This window comes from Arthrobacter sp. GmRoot5-12 (assembly GCF_059739365.1).
The window spans coordinates 495,488-512,487 of sequence record NZ_AP046056.1 but is presented as its reverse complement, the minus strand read 5'-3'; the positions used below and the strand labels follow the sequence as shown (position 1 = coordinate 512,487).

Annotated in this window: 12 protein-coding genes and 1 tRNA gene; 12 read left to right on the top strand and 1 reads right to left on the bottom strand. The window is 66.6% G+C overall.

Annotated features, from left to right (window positions below):
- The first annotated feature begins 72 nt into the window (after positions 1-72).
- The 5 genes from AC6JAM_RS02265 to AC6JAM_RS02245 all read left to right on the top strand — a co-directional run bounded on the left by AC6JAM_RS02265 (position 73) and on the right by AC6JAM_RS02245 (position 6,250).
- Entirely contained in the window at positions 73-978 is a 906-nt protein-coding gene (locus AC6JAM_RS02265; protein ID WP_018770138.1) for a TatD family hydrolase, read from the top strand.
- 257 nt (positions 979-1,235) lie between these two features.
- The gene (locus AC6JAM_RS02260) at positions 1,236-2,429 is read left to right on the top strand and encodes a resuscitation-promoting factor (protein ID WP_497933921.1); all 1,194 of its coding nucleotides are present in this window, start codon (positions 1,236-1,238) and stop codon (positions 2,427-2,429) included.
- Positions 2,430-2,542: 113 nt separating this feature from the next.
- Complete coding sequence (rsmA, locus tag AC6JAM_RS02255; protein WP_018770136.1) at positions 2,543-3,415, top strand: 16S rRNA (adenine(1518)-N(6)/adenine(1519)-N(6))-dimethyltransferase RsmA; 873 nt, start codon at positions 2,543-2,545, stop codon at positions 3,413-3,415.
- The gene (locus tag AC6JAM_RS02250; protein WP_056393518.1) at positions 3,412-4,389 is read left to right on the top strand and encodes a 4-(cytidine 5'-diphospho)-2-C-methyl-D-erythritol kinase; all 978 of its coding nucleotides are present in this window, start codon (positions 3,412-3,414) and stop codon (positions 4,387-4,389) included. Before rsmA ends, AC6JAM_RS02250 begins: the two co-directional genes overlap by 4 nt.
- Positions 4,390-4,426: 37 nt before the next feature.
- Complete coding sequence (locus AC6JAM_RS02245; RefSeq protein ID WP_018770134.1) at positions 4,427-6,250, top strand: ABC-F family ATP-binding cassette domain-containing protein; 1,824 nt, start codon at positions 4,427-4,429, stop codon at positions 6,248-6,250.
- 108 nt (positions 6,251-6,358) lie between these two features.
- On the opposite strand, the gene AC6JAM_RS02240 is transcribed toward AC6JAM_RS02245, so the two are convergent.
- On the bottom strand, positions 6,359-6,985 hold the full coding sequence (locus AC6JAM_RS02240; protein ID WP_018770133.1) for a TetR/AcrR family transcriptional regulator: 627 nt from the start codon (positions 6,983-6,985) through the stop codon (positions 6,359-6,361).
- 132 nt (positions 6,986-7,117) lie between these two features.
- Here AC6JAM_RS02240 and AC6JAM_RS02235 point away from each other — a divergent pair.
- From AC6JAM_RS02235 to AC6JAM_RS02205, 7 genes are all read left to right on the top strand, one after another.
- Positions 7,118-7,189 (top strand) — tRNA-Gln (locus AC6JAM_RS02235).
- Positions 7,190-7,293: 104 nt separating this feature from the next.
- Positions 7,294-8,772, top strand: a complete 1,479-nt coding sequence (gene glmU / locus AC6JAM_RS02230; protein WP_018770132.1) for a bifunctional UDP-N-acetylglucosamine diphosphorylase/glucosamine-1-phosphate N-acetyltransferase GlmU — start codon at positions 7,294-7,296, stop codon at positions 8,770-8,772.
- Between the two features lie 2 nt (positions 8,773-8,774).
- Positions 8,775-9,755 carry a ribose-phosphate diphosphokinase gene (locus tag AC6JAM_RS02225; protein ID WP_018770131.1) on the top strand — a complete coding sequence of 327 codons (981 nt, stop codon included), beginning with the start codon at positions 8,775-8,777 and terminating at the stop codon, positions 9,753-9,755.
- Between the two features lie 225 nt (positions 9,756-9,980).
- Positions 9,981-10,595 carry a 50S ribosomal protein L25/general stress protein Ctc gene (locus tag AC6JAM_RS02220; RefSeq protein ID WP_018770130.1) on the top strand — a complete coding sequence of 205 codons (615 nt, stop codon included), beginning with the start codon at positions 9,981-9,983 and terminating at the stop codon, positions 10,593-10,595.
- Positions 10,596-10,703: 108 nt separating this feature from the next.
- Positions 10,704-11,309, top strand: coding sequence for an aminoacyl-tRNA hydrolase (gene pth / locus AC6JAM_RS02215; RefSeq protein WP_018770129.1), 606 nt, complete (start codon positions 10,704-10,706; stop codon positions 11,307-11,309).
- Positions 11,310-11,517: 208 nt separating this feature from the next.
- Positions 11,518-14,154, top strand: coding sequence for a helix-turn-helix transcriptional regulator (locus AC6JAM_RS02210; protein WP_082581843.1), 2,637 nt, complete (start codon positions 11,518-11,520; stop codon positions 14,152-14,154).
- Positions 14,155-14,224: 70 nt separating this feature from the next.
- Complete coding sequence (locus AC6JAM_RS02205; RefSeq protein ID WP_235509879.1) at positions 14,225-16,798, top strand: helix-turn-helix domain-containing protein; 2,574 nt, start codon at positions 14,225-14,227, stop codon at positions 16,796-16,798.
- Positions 16,799-17,000 lie beyond the last annotated feature (202 nt).

Genomic DNA, 17,000 nt, shown 5'->3' with positions numbered 1-17,000 from the left:
TAACACAACTGCCGTGCCTGACAGAGAGTTCCGGCAAATATGGGGGTACCTTTCGGCCGATAGTCTGGGTGGATGTGCAATTCGTCAATTCCCGCCGCTTACCGGGTACCTGCAGACGAGGAGACTCCGGACCAGGCCGCCGGCCGCCGGAAGGATTTTCCGCCCGCGCCGGAGCCCCTGCCGGTACCAGTCATGGACAACCACACCCACCTGGACTTCCCGGACGGAAAGGGGCCGGTGGGGATCAAGGCTGCGCTGGATGCAGCGGCGGCCGTGGGAGTCCAGGGCGCCGTGCAGGTGGGCTGCGACCTCGAATCCTCACGGTTCACGGTGGAGGCGGTGGACCGGGACGAACGGCTCCTGGGCGCCGTGGCCCTGCACCCCAATGACGCGCCGCATTATGCTGCCCGCGGTGAACTGGAAGCGGCCCTTGCCGAAATCGAACGCCTGGCGGGGCATCCCCGGATCCGGGCCATCGGCGAAACCGGACTGGACTTCTACCGCACCGAGGGAGAGGGGCTGCGGCACCAGGAGTACTCGTTCCGGCGGCATATCGACATTGCCAAACGCCTGGACCTCACCCTCCAGATCCATGACCGGGACGCGCACAGCGACGTGGTGCGCGTCCTTCAGGAAGAGGGCGCGCCGGACAGGGTGGTGTTCCATTGCTTCTCCGGTGGCGAGGACCTGGCCAAAACCTGTAACGACCAGGGCTGGTGGATGTCCTTTGCCGGCACGCTGACGTTCAGGAACGCCACGAATCTGCGCGCCGCGCTCGCCGTCGCGGACCGGCAGCTCATCATGGTGGAAACGGACGCTCCATTCCTGACCCCGCACCCGCACAGGGGGCGTCCCAACGCGAGCTACACGGTCCCGTACACCGTGCGGGCCATGGCAGAATTGACAGGCTCCGACCTGGCCGGCCTGTGCAGCGCAATCAGCGAAAATACCGTACGGGCATACGGATCCTGGGCCTGACACTCCTTCCCCTGCCGGCTGCCAAATGCATATCTGGTATGCAAAAATGTTGGCCACTTTATAACGCTACGGTTACAGTGGGAAACTATTAGCCGGGGTCGGGGAAGGCCAACGGGTAATTTCACTTCATTCGCAGCCGGCCCGGCTTGTCCAGTATCCGGCCATGCCGCTGCGCGGAGTGTGGCGGCGCACCGGTGCCCGGACTGTCCTTTTCAAGGTTGCTCCGGGCATTTTATTGCGCGTTTCCCCGTGCCCGGATGGACCGAGAGTTACGGGCAATCGTGATCAAGTTCTTCACATCGGACGGCAAGTTCAGCTATATCAAAGTTGGCGCCCAGCTGCTGGTGCTTTGCGGCCTGGTCGCAGGTCTCGTAGCCTTCGTGGGCAATAACAAAACAGTCACGCTCAACGTGGACGGCAAAGCGTCGTCCGTGCAGTCCTTTGGCGGAACAGTGGAACAGGTGGTCAAGAGTGCCAACCTGGAACTGAAGCCCGGCGACCGCGTGTCGCCTTCCCTCGACGCGACGGTCCAGAACGGCGCCGTCATCAACATCAACCAGGCCAAGGAAGTCAAAGTCAGCCTTGACGGGGCTGAAAAGACGGTGAACACCACCGCCCAGGATGTCGAAGACCTGGTGACAGAACTCGGCGTCGCCAGTGCCTCGTCCGTTTCAGCGCCCAAGGATGCCACCCTTTCGCTGGCAGGTTCCTACGTCTCGATCTCCACGCCCAAGACCGTCAGCATTGTGGCTGACGGCAAAGTGAACACCGCCACCACCACGGCCCCCACCGTTGGCAAGGTGCTGGAGGATTCCGGCGTGACCCTCGCCGCCAACGACCGCACCTCGCAGCCGGCCAACGCCAACGTGGTGAACAACATGGTCATCAAGGTGTCCCGGGTGGACACCAGCCAGACCACGGTCACCAGTGAAGACGTGCCCTTCGAGACCGTTACCGCCGAAAGCGCAGACATGCTCAAGGGTGAAAAGGAAGTGACCCAGGCGGGCGCCGCCGGAAAGCTGGAACGCACTTTCAAGCTGGTACTCGTGGACGGACGGGAAGCGTCCCGCACGCTGGTGTCCGAGAAGGTGGCCGTGCAGCCGGTCACCGAGAAAGTCACCGTTGGCACCAAGGCCAAGCCTGCACCCCAGGCCGCACCTGCGGCCGCTGCCGGCGCCAACACCGGCGCAGCTGCACCGGCCATGATGAACGAGGCCATGTGGGACAAGATTGCCCAGTGCGAATCCAGTGGAAACTGGAGCATCAACAGCGGCAACGGCTACTACGGCGGCCTCCAGTTCGACATCCGCACCTGGATCGGAGCCGGCGGCGGCGCCTACGCCCCTAACGCCAGCCTCGCCACCAAGGCGCAGCAGATCGACATCGCCAACCGCGTCTACGCGCAGCGCGGCCTGTCGCCCTGGGGCTGCGGCTGGGCAGCAACCAGCTGATCTACCGGACATAAGCGCAGAGTCAATGGCCGTGGCCGGGCCCGGGGTACCCGGGCCCGGCCACGGCCGTTAACCCGGCAGGGCGGACGTGCCGCGCGGGATAGGATACCTAGGTGACTGAACCGATCCCCGCCGTGCCCGCACCGTTGTTCGGTGCCTCCGACATACGCCGGCTGGCAGAGGAAATCGGGATCAGGCCCACCAAGACCCTTGGGCAGAACTTTGTCATCGATGGCAACACCATCCGGCGCATTGTCGCCGCGGCGGGCGTGGGACCGGATGAAACGGTGCTTGAGGTGGGCCCGGGGCTGGGGTCCCTCACGCTGGGCCTGCTCGACGCCGCGGCGGCAGTTGTCGCCGTCGAAATTGATCCTGTCCTTGCCGCGAAGCTGCCCGAAACCGTGCAGGAATGGCGGCCGGCCGCCGCCAACTCCTTCCACCTGGTGCATGCCGATGCGATGAAGGTCACCGAGCTGCCTGTCGAGCCGACAGCACTGGTGGCCAACCTGCCCTACAACGTGGCGGTTCCGGTGGTGCTGCACCTCCTGCAGTATTTCCCAAGCCTGCGGCACGGCCTGGTGATGGTGCAGGACGAGGTGGCTGACCGGCTGGCAGCCGGCCCGGGATCCAAGACCTACGGGGTGCCGTCCGTTAAGGCCGCCTGGTACAGCCAGATGCGCAAGGCCGGCGTGATCGGCATGAACGTTTTCTGGCCGGCACCGAAGATCCATTCCGGGCTGGTGGCCTTTACCCGCCGCGAACCGCCCGCCACCACCGCCACCCGCGAGCAGGTGTTTGCCGTGGTGGATGCCGCGTTCGCGCAGCGCCGCAAGACGCTCCGGGCCGCCCTGGCGGGCTGGGCCGGGGGAGCCCCGGAGGCCGAGCGCTGCCTGCTCGCAGCCGGCGTCGACCCCACCGCACGCGGCGAGGTCATCGACATCGCCGCGTTCGCCAGGATCGCCGAAGCCCGGGAAAACCGGCCGTGAGCGCGGGACTGGACAAGGCAGGCAGGGGGCGGTTCGCCGCCAGGACGGTCCGCGTCAAGGCGCCCGGCAAAGTCAATGTTTCCCTGGCCGTCGGTCCGCTCCGGCCGGACGGCTACCATTCCGTGGCCAGCGTCTACCTCGCGGTGTCCCTCTACGAGGAAGTGGCGGCGACCAGCACCGCCGAGCCCGGGATTACCATCAGCCTCAGCCCCGAAAGCACCCTGGACCTCGACGCGGTCGATATTCCCCTGGACAGCAACAACCTTGCCCATAAGGCGGCTGCCATCATGGCTGACGTCTCCGAACACGCCACGGGGGTGCACCTGGAGATCACCAAGCGGGTCCCGGTGGCCGGCGGGATGGGCGGCGGATCCGCCGATGCCGCCGCCACGCTCCTGGCCTGTGACGCACTCTGGAACAGCGGGCTGTCACGGGAGGAACTGGCGCACCTGGCGTCCGAACTCGGCGCCGACGTCCCCTTCTCGCTCCTGGGCGGGACCGCCGTCGGCCTTGGCCTGGGCGATGAACTCTCTCCGGCGCTGGCCAAGGCGCAGACCCACTGGGTGCTGGTGGTGGCCGACTACGGCCTGTCCACCCCCGAGGTGTACCGGACGCTGGACCGGCTGCGTGAGGCCGAAGGGGTGGAGGCCAGTGAGCCCACCGGAGTGGATCCACAAATCCTGACGGCGCTGCGGGGCGGGGATGCCGAATCCTTGAGCCGGGTGCTGGTCAACGATCTGCAACGGGCTTCCATTGAGTTGTCGCCGGCGCTGCGCGATACGCTGGGAATCGGCGAATCCCATGGGGCCATTGCCGGAATCGTTTCGGGTTCCGGCCCCACCGTGGCTTTGCTGGCTGATGATTCCGTTGCTGCGGAGGCGCTGGCGGAGGACCTGCGGCGCTACGGCCTGACAGCCCTTCCCGTCCACGGCCCGGTCCCCGGCGCGCGCATCATCTCCGACATCCTCCTTTAATTAAGACTTCCAGTCCGGCAGCAGAAAGCAGTTCCCTTTGGCACACCTTCTTGGCGGCGAGAACCTCACGGTTTCCTACGCAACCCGCACCGTCCTGGACGGCATCACCCTGGGACTGGAGGAGGGGGACCGGATCGGCATGGTGGGCCGCAACGGTGATGGCAAGTCCACGCTCATGCGTCTGCTGGCGCTGCGCTCCACCCCGGACTCCGGCCGCGTCACCAAACGCGGCGACGTCAATGTGGGGTACCTGGACCAGAGCGACGTGCTCGACGGCGACCTGACGGTGGGTGCCGCCATCGTGGGTGACCAGGCCGACTACGAATGGGCCCGCAACCCGCAGATCCGCGAGATCATGGGCGGCCTGGTGTCCGACGTCGACTGGCATGCCAACGTCCACGCCCTCTCCGGCGGCCAGAAACGGCGGGTGGCCCTCGCCAAACTGCTCATCGAGGACCACGACGTCATCATGCTGGATGAGCCCACCAACCACCTCGACGTCGAGGGCGTGGCCTGGCTTTCCCGGCACCTGAAGACGCGCTGGCGGCCCAACCAGGGCGCCTTCCTGGTGGTGACCCACGACCGCTGGTTCCTGGACGAAGTCTGCACCAAGACCTGGGAGGTGCACGACGGGATCGTGGACCCCTTCGAAGGCGGCTACGCGGCCTACGTCCTGGCCCGCGCGGAGCGCGACCGCATGGCGTCCGTGGTGGAGGGCAAACGCCAGCAGCTGGTCAAGAAAGAGCTCGCCTGGCTGCGCCGGGGCGCCCCGGCCCGCACGGCCAAGCCGAAGTTCCGGATTGAGGCCGCCAACGCGCTCATTGAGGACGTTCCCGCCCCGCGCGACTCCATGGCGTTGAGCAAGATGGCCACGGCGCGCCAGGGCAAGGACGTGCTGGACCTGGAGAACGTGTCCCTCAACTTCCAGGGCGCCGACGACGGCCGGAAGCTTTTCGACAACATCACCCTTCGCCTGGCTCCGGGGGAGCGCCTGGGCCTGGTGGGCGTCAACGGTGCCGGAAAAACCACCCTCCTGAAGCTGCTCAACGGCGAGATCACACCCGATGCGGGCAAGCTGAAGCGGGGCAAAACGGTGGTCACTGCTGTGCTCACCCAGGAGGTCAAGGAGCTCGACGACGTCTCGGACCTGCGCGTGATCGAGGTCATCGAGCGGGAGAAGCGTTCCTTCAACGTCGGCGGCAAGGAATTCAGCGCAGGGCAGCTCGTGGAGCAGCTCGGCTTCACCAACGAGAAGCAGTGGACACCGGTCAGGGACCTGTCCGGCGGTGAGCGGCGCCGCCTGCAGCTGCTCCGGCTGCTGGTGGGTGAACCCAACGTGCTGATGCTCGATGAGCCCACCAACGACCTTGACACCGACACCCTCGCCGCCGTCGAGGACGTCCTGGACGGCTGGCCCGGCACGCTGGTGGTGGTCAGCCACGACCGCTACCTGCTCGAACGCGTCACCGACCACCAGATGGCGCTGCTGGGCGACGGCAAGCTCCGCGGCCTCCCCGGCGGCGTGGACCAGTACCTCGAGTTGCGCGAAGCCGCCCTCGCCGGTTCCACCGTCACCGGCGGTGGAAACCCTGTCACCAGCGCGGGCCAGGCGCCGGCCACCGGGACCGGCCCGTCCGAGGCCGAGAAGCGGGACGCCCGCAAGGCCCTCAACAGGATCGAACGGCAGATCAAGAAGCTGGACCAGCAGGAAAAGAAGCTTCACGACGACATGGTCAAAAGCACGGAGAAGTCCGATTTCGACGCCCTGGCCGAACAGAACAAGCAGCTCAAGGACCTGGCCGACGAAAAAGATGCCCTGGAAATGGAGTGGCTCGAGGCCTCGGAACTCCTGGGCGACTGACCCTCACAAGCGGGGAGGGGGGTTATCCGGCAGCATGCGTCAGAGGCGAGGAACGAGCCAGCATGCAGAGGATGACCCCCTTCGCCGCGGACGCAACCACGGCGAGGCCTAGAGTTCAGACTGCAGTTCCGGCTCCTTTTTGAGGCCGGTCAGGCCGTTCCAGGCCAGGTTGACCAGGTGCGCGGCGACCGTGTGCTTGTCCGGCTGGCGGCTGTCCTGCCACCACTGGCCGGTCATGGCCACCATGCCCACAAGCATCTGGGCGTACATGGCACCGTCCTCGCCGCTGAAGCCGCGGCGGGAGAATTCGTCGGAGAGGATGTGTTCCACGCGCGCGGTCACGTGCGAGAGGAGGGTGGAGAAGGCGCCCTCCGGCTGGGACGGGGGAGCATCGCGCATGAGGATCCTGAACCCTTCGGTGCGTTCCTCGATGTAGGTGAGCAGTGCCAGCGCGGCGCGTTCGACGAGGACGCGGGGTTTGGCTTCCTCGGTGAGGGCCGCGTTGATCGAGTCCAGGAGAATGTGGAATTCACCGTCCACCACCTCGGTGTACAGGCCTTCCTTGGACCCGAAGTGTTCGTAGATGACCGGCTTGGACACTCCTGCGCAGGCGGCGATTTCCTCGATGGTGGTCCCGTCCAGGCCGCGGACGGCGAAAAGGCCGCGCCCGACGTCGATCAGCTGGCTCCGGCGCTGCAGGCCAGTCATCCGCGTCCGCGGAAGGTTGTTGCTCACCTTCCCATCATGCCTCACCGCCGGGGACGGGATTCCGCGGGACCGGCAGGACCCAACGCCCCGTGTCGCGCGGTGGCCTGAACCCATGGCAAAATAGGGACTTGTGCCCGGGCCTCGAGTCTTTCGGCACGGTCCGCTCTGGTGTAACGGCAGCACCCCGGCCTTTGGAGCCGTGGAGTATAGGTTCGAATCCTATGGGCGGAACTGCTGCGCAAGGAGCGATCATGAGGATGGCACCCGGTGCCCGGCGGGCTGGCCCGCCGGCTGCCGCAAAGCGCAAGCACAACCAAGCAAGGAGAACCCGTTACGTGATCCCCGAGAATACCGGCCCGGCCGCTGTAATCGTCCTGGCAGCAGGCGCCGGTACCCGGATGAAGTCGCGTACACCGAAGATCCTCCACGAGATCGGCGGCCTGTCCATGGTGGGCCACGCCCTCCGCGCCGCCCGCAGCATCAACCCGCAACGGCTCGCCATTGTGGTGCGCCACGAACGGGACCTGGTGGAGGGACACGTCGCAGCACTGGATCCGCAGGCCGTCATCGTGGACCAGGACGACATCCCCGGCACCGGCCGCGCCGTGGAGGCCGCGCTGCAGGCGCTGGACGCCGAACAGGAACTGTCAGGCACCGTCGTGGTCACCTACGGTGACGTGCCCCTCCTGTCCGGGGAACTGCTCACCGAACTCGTCGCCACCCACGAACGCGACGGCAACGCCGTCACCGTCCTCACGGCAGTCCTTGACGACGCCACCGGCTACGGCCGCATCCTCCGCGGCGAAGACGGCTCCGTTACCGGCATCCGCGAACACAAGGACGCCACCGAGGCAGAGCGGCTGATCCGGGAGGTCAACTCCGGGATCTACGCCTTTGACGCCGCGGTGCTCCGCGGGGCACTGGGGAAGGTCACCACTGACAACGTGCAGGGGGAGAAATACCTCACCGACGTACTGGGGCTGACCCGCGAATCAGGCGGCCGGGTCGCGGCCGTCGTGACTGCGGACCGGTGGCAGGTGGAGGGCGCCAACGACCGCGTCCAGCTTGCCGCGCTCGGCGCCGAGCTGAACCGGCGCACGGTGGAAGCCTGGATGCGGGCCGGCGTCACCGTCGTCGACCCGGCCACCACCTGGATCGATTCCTCCGTCACCCTGGACGAGGATGTCCGCCTCCTGCCCAACACCCAGCTGCACGGCGCCACCTCCGTGGCGCGGGACGCCGTCGTCGGCCCTGACACCACCCTGACCGACGTCACCGTCGGCGAGGGTGCCACGGTGATCCGCACCCACGGTTCCGGCTCCGTGATCGGCCCGCGCGCCGCCGTCGGCCCCTTCACGTACCTTCGCCCCGGCACCGTGCTTGGTGAAAAGGGCAAGATCGGTGCCTTCTACGAAACCAAGAACGTCACCATCGGCCGCGGCTCCAAGCTGTCCCACCTGGGCTATGCAGGCGACGCCGAAATCGGCGAGGACACCAACATCGGCTGTGGAAACATCACGGCCAATTACGACGGCGAGAAGAAGCACCGCACGGTCATCGGCTCGGGCGTCCGTACAGGCTCCAACACCGTCTTTGTTGCCCCGGTCACCGTGGGGGACGGCGCCTACAGCGGCGCCGGCGCGGTGATCCGCAAGGACGTGCCGGCGGGCGCGCTGGTGCTCAGCGTTGCCGCCCAGCGCAACGCCGAAGGCTGGGTCCCCGCGCACCGCCCGGGAACCCGCTCCGCTGAACTGGCCCAGGCGGCCATCAATGACTCCTCAAGTACCCCGGCATCTACAGAAGAGGGCAAGTAACCATGAGTGAAATTACGGCGCACGGCGAGAAGAAGCTGGTGCTCGCCACTGGGCGGGCCCATCCGGAGCTTGCCCGGGAGATCGCCAAGGAACTCGGCACTGACCTCCTTCCCGTTGATGCCTACGATTTCGCCAACGGCGAGATCTATGTCCGGGCCGGCGAGAGCGTACGCGGCACCGACGCGTTCGTGATCCAGGCGCACCCCGCACCGCTGAACAACCACCTCATGGAACAGCTGATCATGATCGATTCGCTGAAGCGGGCCTCCGCCAAGCGGATCACCGTGGTTTCGCCGTTCTACCCCTATGCCCGGCAGGACAAGAAGGGCCGTGGCCGCGAGCCCATCTCCGCCCGCCTCGTTGCCGACCTCTACAAGACCGCCGGCGCGGACCGCATCATGAGTGTGGACCTGCACACTTCCCAGATCCAGGGCTTCTTCGACGGGCCGGTTGACCACCTGATGGCCATTCCGCTCCTGGCCGACTACATCCGCACCCGTGTCGCTGCCGACAACATCACCGTTGTCTCCCCGGACACCGGACGGGTCCGGGTCGCGGAACAGTGGGCTGAGCGCCTGGGTGGCGCGCCCCTGGCCTTTGTCCACAAGAGCCGTGACCTCACCGTCCCCAACCAGGCTGTCTCCAAGACCGTGGTGGGCCAGATCGAGGGACGCACCTGCGTCCTGATCGACGACATGATCGACACCGGCGGAACCATCTCCGGCGCCGTCACGGTCCTGAAGAACGCCGGCGCCAAGGATGTCATCATCGCCGCCACGCACGCCGTCTTCTCGGATCCGGCCGCACGCCGTCTCTCCGAGTCCGGCGCACGCGAAGTGGTGGTCACCAACACCCTCCCGCTGACGTCCTCCCAGCGCTTCCCGCAGCTGACAGTGCTCTCCATCGCACCGCTGATCGCCAGGGCCATCCGCGAAGTGTTCGACGACGGCTCGGTCACCAGCCTCTTCGACGGCAAGGCATAGCCCCGCACCAGGCCGGGGACGTTTTCAGGAAACGGCCCCGGCGCTGGTAAGCTGGTCAGCGATACCTTGGCGAGGGAGGGCATAGCCTCCGTTATCGACTGGGTCTGATCAGTCCTTCGGTTGAAGGACTGCCTTCTTGAAGGGCCGCCCTCCGGCGCCCGGCGTTGAAGGTCACACCAGACCTCCGCCCTTGCTGAACACCGTTTAGTCTTCAAGGAGATATCCATGTCTGAGCAGAAGCTCGCAGCAGAACTGCGCACCGAATTCGGCAAGGGCTACGCCCGCCGCGCCCGGATGAACAACCTGATCCCCGCCGTCATCTACGGCCACGGCGCAGAGCCCATCCACGTCACCCTGCCGGCAAAGGCCACCACCCTGGCCGTCCGCACCGCCAACGCCCTGCTGTCCCTGGACATCAACGGCGAGGGCCACCTGGCCCTGGTCAAGGACGTCCAGCGCGATCCCGTAAAGCAGATCATCGAGCACATCGACCTCCTGACCGTCCGCCAGGGCGAGAAGGTCACGGTTGACGTTCCGGTCCACGTCGAAGGCGAAACCGCTCCCGGCACCGTCCACAACCTGGAACTGACGGTTGTGTCCCTCGAGGCCGAGGCAACCCACCTGCCCGAGTCCGTCGTCGTCAGCATCGAAGGCCGCGCCGCCGGCGAGCACATCCACGCTTCCGACCTGGTCCTGCCCAAGGGTTCCGCCCTGCTGACCGACCCCGAAGCCCTCGTGGTGAACATCTCCGAAGCCATCGAAATCGCCGAGGAAGCAGAAACCGAAGCTGCCGGCGAAGCAGCAGAAGCTCCCGCAGCAGAAGAAGCCGCAGCAGAGTAATTTCTCCGCAATTCACGACAGTGGCCGGACCCCCACGGGTCCGGCCACTGTCATGTCCGCACACCGCCGTTCCATTTCCGCGTAACCGCCCCCAATAGGATTGACTCCATGACAGATACCTGGCTGATCGTTGGCCTCGGCAACCCAGGCGCCCAGTACCAAGGCAACAGGCACAACGTAGGCCAGATGGTGCTCGATGAACTGGCCGGCCGCATCGGCGCCGGATTCAAGACCCACAAAGCCCGCGCGCAGGTCCTTGAAGGCCGGTTGGGGATCGGCGGCCCGCGCGTGGTCCTTGCGAAACCGATGAGCTACATGAATGTTTCAGGCGGCCCGGTCTCCGCCCTGGCCAATTTCTACGGGATCCCCGCAGACCACGTGGTGGCTGTCCATGACGAGATCGATATTCCGTTCAACACCGTCAAGCTCAAGCTCGGCGGCGGCGAGGGCGGCCATAACGGGTTGCGGGACATCTCCAAGGCCCTGGGTACCAAGGACTACCTCAGGGTCCGCGTGGGGGTGGGAAGGCCGCCTGGCAGGATGGACACAGCCGATTACGTGCTGCGTGATTTCGGCACCGCGGAACACAAGGAACTGCCCTTCCTGCTGGACGATGCCGCCGACGCCGTCGAGTCCCTGTTGCGCGATGGATTGACGGCTGCCCAGCAGAGGTTCCACCCGGCCAAATCGGGATCACAACAGCTGGAATCGTAAAAGTTCCTTTTGACCCTGTTTCCTTGTCTGTGGCAGGGGGTACTCTTCTTCCTATGCGGGGGAGCAATGGGGCTACATCCCGCTATTGCAGGATGTAGGGGAAAAGTTCATGTCAATCGAGCCACTCAGCTGGGGACGTGGGTCAACACCTCAGGGTGACAGGCTGCCCACACCAACCTCCGCGGCGCCGGAGGGCCAGCAATGGTCCATGCCTGCACGAAGCGCCAACCTGGATGCTGTCCGCACCGCACTGACCAGCGAAAACTCCCTGGGCGTTGTCATCACCGGAGCCAGAGGCGTGGGCAAGTCCTCCCTGGCGCGCGCTGCCGTTGCGGACCTGGGTCCCGATGTCTGGTCGCTGCAACTCCGGAGCGGCCCCTCCGGTCCCAGCACCCCGTACGGCTGCCTCTCCTTCCTGCTGGCCCGGCTCCCGCAGGCCTACATGGGCTCGCCCACCGCCATCCTCCGTGGCATAACCTCCCTGATCCGCAGCGACGCCGCCGGCAGGCCCTGCGTCATCACTTTGGACACGTCGGCCTGCATCGACGACATGAGTGCGGGGGTGCTGTTGAATGTCCTGCTGACCGGCACGGCAAAGATCATCGCTGTGGCCCCCAACGCCAGCGACCTGCCGGCAGACTTCCACTGGCTGCTGACGGAGCGGAAGCTCACGGAAGTGCGGCTCAACAACCTCAACGAACTCCAAACCCGGCAGGTGCTCCTTTCCCTGCTTGGCCACCGCGTCGCCTCTTCCCTGGTGACCACCTACCACCAGATGGTGGGTGGAAATCCCTTGCTGCTCAAAGCGCTGGTCACCGAACAGCAGCTCTCCGGAAACCTGGTCCTGTCCGATTCGGTCTGGACGCTGCGGGACAAAGTGGTGCTCGACGGCGCCGCCAGCCTTGACGACATCGTCCGGTCCCGCTGGTCGCGGGAGACACCCGAAACCCGGGACGTCATCGAAATGCTTTCCTGTGCCCGGCGGGTGGAACTGGCCGCCCTTACCGCCATCTATGGCGCGGACGTGGTTGCGGACATGGAAGACGGCGGCCTGCTGGAGATCGACGACTCCGAGCACCGCTGGGTGTCGCTGCGGGAGAAGTACATCGGTGACGTAGTCCGGACCTGGCTGAGCATTTCCCGCCGGCGGGAGCTGCGCAGCGTCCTGCTGGGCGGCCAGGAGCCGGACCCGGCAGCCATGACGGTGGAAGAATTGATGTCTTTCGCCGCGTGGACCCATGAGTGCGAGGCCGAGCTGAGCCCGCAGTTGGCACTCGCGGCCGCCCAGGCCGCAGTCCAGCTCTTCGACCCCCGTTTTGCCCTGACGTACGCGGAGATGGTGCAGAGGACCGACGCCGGGTGGGCATCGGCGCAGCGGCAAAAGGCTGCGGCGTACCTGCAGCTGGACATGCCGGTCCAGGCGCTTTCCGCCCTGGATGGCATCTCCCAGCCTGAACTCGAGGCTTTGGATCCCCTGGAGTACGCCGAAGTGGTGGCCGCCAAAGCGCGGGTCATGCTCTGCATTCCGGAGCGTGCGGGCAAAGTCCGGGAACTGCTCGCCGCGGCGCGGGAACGGCTCGGGAAAGCGGACAACAACTCCTCCTGGCCGGCAGCGGCAGCGGTGGCGGCAAACCGTATCTCGTTGAGTGAATTCGAATACCAGGCCCATGCCGGCGATTACGCCGCCATGATCCCGGCGCTCGAGCGGGCTGCCGATCCCGCAGGCAATCCGGACACCGGGTTCCGGCTCCAGTGCGCGATCATCCTGATGGGCGCGCTGGCCATGACCGGGCGCGAGATGGACGCGCTGGGCCTCATGCGAAAGCTCGGCGGCCAGCTCACGGACGCCTCGCACGTCGTGGGCCTGCGCGAGCGCTACGCCAGGGAGGCCTACTTCGTCGCACTGATGGCTGGCCAGTGGCGCCGCTGCATCGACCTCCTCAGCCCATTCAGCACGGGCCAACCCCACCGGCTTCCATACCGCAGCGCCGCCACCGAACTCGCAGCAGGCGTGGCCTTTGTATTTTCCGGGCGCGGCGAGACCGCCCTGGAGCCTTTGATCTCGGCCGCCGCCCAGCTGGAGTTGCAGCCTGTCCAGGCCGCACTGCGTACCGCCTACGCAGCCACGGCTTTGGCGTACGCCCAGACCGGCAACGCCGCGTTCGCCCGCAAGTACCTCACCAAACTGCAAAGGGCGCCGGGCAAGGCAGGATTTGCCACGGAGAGCATTATCGATTTTTGTTCGCTCGTGGCGGGGCGCTGGCTGGGCGACTCCGAGGCAGTGGCAGCGCTGAAACAAGGGGCCCGCCGGAACCTGGAGGCGGGCAGGCACACAGTGGCCGGCATCTACCTGCTGGCAGCAACGGTGAACGGCAGCGACGCCGACTTCCGCCTCCTGGAGGAGATCGCAGGCCGCCGGCAGGGACCGCTGGCCGATGTCTCGCGGCTGATCGCAGTCGGCAGCAGGACAAAGGATGCCAAAACCCTCCTTGCCGGCGGTGAAATTGCAGCCACGCTCGAACTCGATGCGGTCGAGGCCAGGTGCATGGCGCTGGCAGTGGACTTTGCCCGGCAGGACGGGGATGCCCTTTCGGCGAGGACTGCGCAGGCCCGGCTGGACATCCTGGCTGCCACCGTGGCCAACCTTCCCATTGTTCCCAGCAGCGGAAGCCCGCTGCTGACCAGCCGGGAACGGCAGATTGCCCGCATGGCCGGCCGCGGCGTCTCGAACCGTGACATCGCCATGGAAATGGGTGTTTCCGTGCGCACCGTGGAAGGCCACCTGTACCAGGTCTTCACCAAGCTTGGCGTAACTTCAAGGGGTGATCTGACTGGACTCGTCTAATGGCCACAAGCCGGCGACTGCACACCGGCTCCTGACCGGCCGCCGCGAGCCGGTGGACCGCATCTGCACCATGGTCCGGAACGGAACCCACCGGGCCGTCTTCATCATGGCCGGCCCGGGCATCGGAAAGTCGGCCGTCACTGACGCCGTGACCGAGCGCCTGGCCGGAAACATGAAAATCCTGCGCATCCACGCCAGTTCGGCCCTGGCCGGAGTGCCATTCGGAGTCCTGACACCCTATACGGGGGAACTCAGCGCCGAGGAGTCCGTCTCGCCGGTCGCGGTGCTGCGTTCCATGTGGTCCTACTTTGAGAAGCTCAAGGCCGGCAGCGGGGGAGCGGTCCTGCTGGCGGTGGACGATGCCCACCACCTCGATGATGCTTCCGCGGGGGTGCTGGCCGAGGTGATTTCAGCCGGATGGGCAACGGTGCTCGCTGCCGCCCGGCCACGGCCGGGTCTCCCACAGCCGCTCGACCAGCTCTGGTACGACGGCCTGGCCGAACGCGTGGACCTCCGGCCCCTCAACCGTGAACAGATTGAAGAAGTCCTGGACCACGTCCTCGACGGGACCGTGCCGGCTGCAACGGTGGACTCCATCTGGAACGCATCAAGCGGCAATCCCCGGATCCTCGACGCCCTGCTGCACGACTCCGCCGAGGCCGGCGTCCTCGCCAAGCGCAACGGAATTTGGATGCTGCTGGGCCCGCTGCCCGCGGATGGGGACCGCCTCGCAGGCGTGGTGGCCAAAGACCATCTCCGGCGCCGGACCGAAGAGCAGGAAGCACTGAAGCTCATTGCCCTTGCCGGGCCGGTGGGCAGGAAGGTCATCGAAGACATCAGCGGGGCAGCCGTGGTCCGGTCCCTGCTGGACCAGCAGATCATCGTCGAAGCCCCCGGCATCCCGGCGGAGCTTTCCATCTGGAACGGACTCTTCGCCGGCGCCATCCGGAACACCGTGTCGGTCTCCCGCAGCCTCCAGCTGCTGGAGAAGGTTAGGGCCCACCAGGACCCCACCCAATTGCGCGGGGAGGGCCGGTTGCGGGCAGTGGAGTGGGCCCTGGAGTGCGGCGTCAGGGTCAGCGACGACGAGATGCTGGCCGCGGCCAAGGAAGCCTTGCTGCGGTTCCGCAACGACAGTGCACGGTCCATTGCGTCCCGTATCCACGACCCCGCCATGGTTCCGCTTGCCCAGGCCATCCAGGCGCGGGCCCTGTATAACGAGGGCGCCTATACCGGGGCCGCGGCACTCCTTGACGAGTGCTGGCTCCGGCTGGCCGATGATCCCCAGGGACCGGCCGTCCTGCTGCTCCGGGTTTCGGCCCACCTGGCCATCGGCCATCCCCTGGGGATGATCGCGGACGACGTCGAAAAGAACGTCCCGCTCTCCAGCGACGGCGAAAGGAGCTGGCAGGAAGGGCTCCTGCACCTGCTCCACCTCGGTGCCGAGGTGAACTTCCCGGCGCTGAACGACGAAGTGGACACGATGCGGAAGCGCCCCCCGGCAGAAGCCGGAGAACCGCTCCGCGCCTTGGCTGAGGGCCTTCTCTCCCACGCCCTCGGCTCGGCGGGACGCCCCGTGCAGGGGCTGGAGGCCGCACTGCTGGCAGCCTCGGAACTTCCCCCGCTCGAAGGCAGCCTGTTCTTCTTCCCTGAGTTCGTGCTGGGAAGGCTCGTCTCCGACTACCTGGCCATGGGTGAATGGGAGCCGGCAGAGCGCGAGATCGACCATTACGCGGCCGGACACACGCTTGGCGCGGCCACCTTCAACGGGAGCCTCCAGCTGCTGCGGGGGTATTCGCTGCTGCGGCAGGGGAGGATGGAACGCGCTTATCAGGTCCTGCTGCCCGCTGTTGAGGCGCTGAGGCTCAACGACCCGCTGCAGCTGTACCGGTTCGGCACGGCCCTCGGCTTCTACGCCGCGGCCCGGCTGGGCGACACGGAACAGGCACAGCGCCTTGAACAGGATCACAAGGACGCCGACGCCGGCTGGCCGGCGCATGATCTTTTGGCAGAGGCCTACATGGCCGCTGCCGCCGAATACCTGGCCCGCGACGGCAAGGGATTGGCCGCACTGCAGACGTTGATGACCACCACCCAGGCCTCCGCACGGAAGGGAAACCTGCTCCAGGTCCTGGCCATGTGCTGGGACCTGGGCGACCCCTCGGTGGTGCCCATGGTGCAGGCGGCGGCCCGGGACGTGGAAGGCCGGTGGGCAGAAGCTCTTCTGACGCTGGCCACCGCCTGGGAAAATGCCGACGGCGACACCCTCATGGCAACAGCTGCCTCGCTGGAGGAGGCAGGCTTTGTCAACCTGGCCCGCGAAGCCTATGCCCGTGCCAGCACGGTGCTGGAGCAGGCCGGTGAACGCCGGCGCTCACGCCAGGCCGTGGCCCAGCGCGAAAAGTGCGACCACGAACTGGGCGAGCGGTTCCGTGAAGGACGCTTCATCGCCGCGGCGCCCACCGTTCGCCTCACCAGGCGCGAACAGGACATCGTGGAGCTGGCCGTGCAGGGCCTGACCGACCGCGAGATCGCACAGCGGCTCATGGTCTCCGTCCGGACCGTGGAGGGCCACCTCTACCGCACCTACGTCAAGCTCGGCGTCCGCAGCCGCGATGAGCTGGAAGCGGCCCTGCCAAAGTAGGCCTGGCCTCCCAAACCGGCCTTGCCGTGCCTCCGTGCTGCCAGTCGGGCATCGGAATCCCTGCTGACCGCCCGACGTCGAAATCCCTGCCCCCGGCCACCCGCTGCCCACGGTGTTTCCACCCGGGAAGCACCGCCGGGACGCCGTCGTACCCAAGCCCGCCAACCATCCCGCCCGGAGGGTGCGCAGGAGCGCCAACCCG

What these genes read in the sequence shown, in the direction of transcription:
- AC6JAM_RS02265 (WP_018770138.1), top strand. Translation starts at nt 73, where the DNA reads ATGTGCAATTCGTCAATTCCCGCCGCTTACCGGGTACCTGCAGACGAG.
- AC6JAM_RS02260 (WP_497933921.1), top strand. Translation starts at nt 1,236, where the DNA reads ATGGACCGAGAGTTACGGGCAATCGTGATCAAGTTCTTCACATCGGAC.
- AC6JAM_RS02225 (WP_018770131.1), top strand. Translation starts at nt 8,775, where the DNA reads ATGAGTGAAATTACGGCGCACGGCGAGAAGAAGCTGGTGCTCGCCACT.
- AC6JAM_RS02220 (WP_018770130.1), top strand. Translation starts at nt 9,981, where the DNA reads ATGTCTGAGCAGAAGCTCGCAGCAGAACTGCGCACCGAATTCGGCAAG.
- pth (WP_018770129.1), top strand. Translation starts at nt 10,704, where the DNA reads ATGACAGATACCTGGCTGATCGTTGGCCTCGGCAACCCAGGCGCCCAG.
- AC6JAM_RS02210 (WP_082581843.1), top strand. Translation starts at nt 11,518, where the DNA reads ATGCCTGCACGAAGCGCCAACCTGGATGCTGTCCGCACCGCACTGACC.
- AC6JAM_RS02205 (WP_235509879.1), top strand. Translation starts at nt 14,225, where the DNA reads ATGGTCCGGAACGGAACCCACCGGGCCGTCTTCATCATGGCCGGCCCG.